At 34.2% G+C, this 3,272-nt stretch carries 3 protein-coding genes; all 3 read right to left on the bottom strand.

Going from position 1 to position 3,272, the window contains the following annotated elements; genetic code table 11:
- Nucleotides 1-628 precede the first annotated feature (628 nt).
- The 3 genes from ACSX1H_RS18965 to ACSX1H_RS18955 all read right to left on the bottom strand — a co-directional run bounded on the left by ACSX1H_RS18965 (nucleotide 629) and on the right by ACSX1H_RS18955 (nucleotide 3,151).
- Complete coding sequence (locus ACSX1H_RS18965) at nucleotides 629-1,393, bottom strand: hypothetical protein (RefSeq protein WP_439185830.1); 765 nt, start codon at nucleotides 1,391-1,393, stop codon at nucleotides 629-631.
- Nucleotides 1,394-1,626: 233 nt separating this feature from the next.
- Nucleotides 1,627-2,454 (bottom strand): hypothetical protein, encoded by an 828-nt coding sequence (locus ACSX1H_RS18960; protein ID WP_439185829.1) that lies wholly within the window; start codon nucleotides 2,452-2,454, stop codon nucleotides 1,627-1,629.
- A gap of 238 nt (nucleotides 2,455-2,692) precedes the next feature.
- Entirely contained in the window at nucleotides 2,693-3,151 is a 459-nt protein-coding gene (locus ACSX1H_RS18955; RefSeq protein WP_439185828.1) for a hypothetical protein, read from the bottom strand.
- Nucleotides 3,152-3,272 lie beyond the last annotated feature (121 nt).

The following is a 3,272-nucleotide window of genomic DNA, read 5'->3' as shown; positions in this document are numbered from 1 at the left end:
GGCGGGAATCGGCCCAACCAAAGCGAGCCGGACTGCTATGCATTATTGCAGCTTGTTGTAACCTGTTATTTTATATTCCTAATTTCTCTAATGTTGAGCTTTGTGCTGAGCCAAAAACCAAATGAGAAGGTGTTTTACGCCAGCGTTTGGAAATCAAACTTCCGGAAAGAAAAGTGCGAAAACCAGTTAAAACACAAATAGTTGTAGAAAAACCGCTTAAGCCTGGCGTAAACAGTTTGTAATTCAAATTGATTCCTGTTCACGTTTGAAAATCAATTCCAGAGGCACCTCAATTTGAACGTCTGGGCTGATATGAAACCAACCAAGTCTGGATTAGTGGCCAAGTTATACTACATTTTGGTTTTTGGCGGACGACCAAAATCAATCTGTAAACATTTAACCAACAAATAGGTTACAACGGCCTGCCGCATGGCGACGTAAGGCGAATATTGACCTCACCAACCTTCTAAAAAGGAGGGAAGCCAAAGCGTTGTATTTGGTTTTAACTTTTTCCTTATGTATAGCCAAATCAACGATTTGGCGGAGCTGACCGGAGCGGCAAACCTTCGGAACAGCAGTGATCGCCTTATGCGCTATGGCGGTTTGTTGGGGCCAGTTTTTATTTTCTTTATAGTTTCCCGAAATTTAATTTGTATACATAAGCAGCCGTATCAATTTCTGAAAAGATTAAGATACTATCAGAATCATAATAGTTTAGATTAATTTCCCCATTAAGATTTCCTTTATAGTCAAGATTTGTCAAATGAAACAGCTTTTCGTTTATTCTAACAAGATTGTTCTGAACCGTATATGAGGGTTTTGTGTTCTTAATCATGTTCTGATTACTATAATTACCCAAAATATCTAAATCTGAATTTAATTTAAACACCTTGTGATTGTCTCCTGGAAAATATACTTCAAAGTCGTTTTTGTTTGAAGACACTATGTAGCCTTGTGCCAAAGAGATTTTTTTATAGACTTTAATTGTATCTTGGCTATATAACAAAACACCACCATTAACTGTCGTTATTGCGACCAAATCTTTAAATATCCGAATGTCATTAAAATAAAGACTTCTATTCTTCCTTTCGCTTTTACCAATTATTCTTCCAGATTCTAAGTCAACTTTCATGTAAGCTAGATTTACTGCATCAAGAATGTAAACAATATTATTTCTATATGCGAAAGCTCTTGGATAAAACATGTCCTTATCTTCACCAATCAGTCCCAGAATAGTATCATTGTCAAATTCTCTGCTCATTGGTATGCATATCTGAGAACAGTTAATTGAGTCAGGGAATGATGATTTATTCAATTGCTTGCCTTCCTTTGTTGCATTATCCAAAGTGCAGGAACTTGCTAAAACAATAAGAATTAGAGCTCTCCAAAACATGCTTAGTTTATTTACGAATTATTGAGTTATGTGGTCAAATTGGCCCCAACGGCCTGCCGCATGGCGTCGTAAGGCGAAATTAACCTTACAAACTCTCCAAGTTGAGCGAAGCCAAAGCGTTGTATTTGTTTTTATCTTTTCTGTTTGAAAGCCAAATCGACGATTTGGCGCTGTTTGCCGAAGCTGCGAACTTTGCAAAACGCTACGAACGCCTTATGCGCTATTGCGGTTTGTTAGCGGTTGTAATTTATTATATTCTGCCGATAGTAAAAGTTTAGCTTCTGTGTTGATATGTTACAGTTCTTAATTTCAATTTCATTATAGACATATGCATCTCTTTCAAGATATTTTGTCAAGTGCTGGAATGTAATATATTTAGTATAACTACGGCCTAACTTTCTTTTGATAATCTTAAAGTCTTTAATTTTTTCAAAAGGAATAATCTCACCTTTAGATATCTGGATTCCCTGAGGAAGCAATGCAATTATTGTTTTTCGGTTAATTAATCCTTTCATTGAATTCAATAAAATTATAAACGCAAAAATTGCCATTAACCAATATCTAATATCCCAGTCTTTTATTTTATTATTTGTCGTTAAAATAAAGACATCAATTGCAATTGAACTCGCTAACAATCCTAATAAATAACTTAAGGAGGTTTTAATTTCTATTTTTATTGGTCCTCTTTTATAATTGGGATTTGATAAAAGTTCATTTAATTCTTGTTTGTCATGATTACCAATGATAAATATTTTAGATAAGAGACTTTCTTTCATTAATAATCTATTTGATATGGCAACCTTATATATAGAGCTTCTTTCTTCAGAGTATATCATTGCCATTATTACGAACTTTACTGCAGATACACAATAAACTACCCATGAAATACAAATCGATAAAACTAATGCTAATGGAATTGGAATAATTGGCATTAGTTGAGTAATCCCATATGATAATATTCCTATAATAACTAATGGTAAAATATGGCACACCAATAGTGCATTCTCTATAATTTTGTATGAATCATAGGTTTCGTTTAAAGGTTCATCGTTTGAATTCATTTAGTTTTTTATGTGTTTTGGTTTTATAACCGCTAACGGCCTGCCGCATGGTGCTGTAAGGCGATTTTAACCCTACCAACACTCCAAAATGAGCAAAGCCAAAGCGGTGTATTTTGTTTTAAGTTTTCATTTTAAAAAAAGCCAAATCACCGATTTGGCGCTGATTGCCGAAGTGATTAAACTTCCGAATCGCACTATACGCCTTATGCGCTATTGCGGTTTGTTGTGGGTATGTGCTTTATTTTATTTCGTTTGTAATCATTTTTATATCGGACAATTTCAGTCTTGTTCTTAGGTCATGGGATTGTTTTTCTACCCATTTTTGTCTTGAGAAAAGTTTTTTTGATTCAATTCTTAATTCAGATTCGTGACCATCCAATACAATTCTTGTCTTGTTAACTCGTATGGACCATGAACCAAATATTTCAGGTTCATATTTCTTCTTATTAATATTTCGTCCTTCTAGTAATTTAATGAATGTGTCAAAATATAATTTGTTTGGGTTCGTATTTATTTCAACTTCTATATCGAAGGCTTGGTTTATGCTTTTGTCAAGACCCGATTCAAAATCAGATTCCGTTAATTCAATTTGATTTCCTGATTGGTTTATTGCTAAAAAATGAAATACATTATTAGACACCTCTTCAACTTTCAAGGTCCAGTTTGGCAATATTTTATTAAAATCAGTTTTATTCATTACTGATAAGGAATGTTTGCATTACCCACAACGGATTGCCGTATGAAGCGGCCCGATGCCTGTATATTTGTTCCTTAATTACACTCAATTGCTGCAGCAAACTGCAACTTTAGAATTACGC

Origin of the sequence: Carboxylicivirga taeanensis (genome assembly GCF_051851475.1) — a bacterium.
Classification (GTDB): domain Bacteria; phylum Bacteroidota; class Bacteroidia; order Bacteroidales; family Marinilabiliaceae; genus Carboxylicivirga; species Carboxylicivirga taeanensis.
The sequence above is the reverse complement of the archived record's forward strand: the minus strand, read 5'-3'. Positions and strand labels throughout refer to the sequence as shown.

What these genes read in the sequence shown, in the direction of transcription:
- ACSX1H_RS18965 (WP_439185830.1), bottom strand. Translation starts at nt 1,393, where the DNA reads ATGTTTTGGAGAGCTCTAATTCTTATTGTTTTAGCAAGTTCCTGCACT.
- ACSX1H_RS18960 (WP_439185829.1), bottom strand. Translation starts at nt 2,454, where the DNA reads ATGAATTCAAACGATGAACCTTTAAACGAAACCTATGATTCATACAAA.
- ACSX1H_RS18955 (WP_439185828.1), bottom strand. Translation starts at nt 3,151, where the DNA reads ATGAATAAAACTGATTTTAATAAAATATTGCCAAACTGGACCTTGAAA.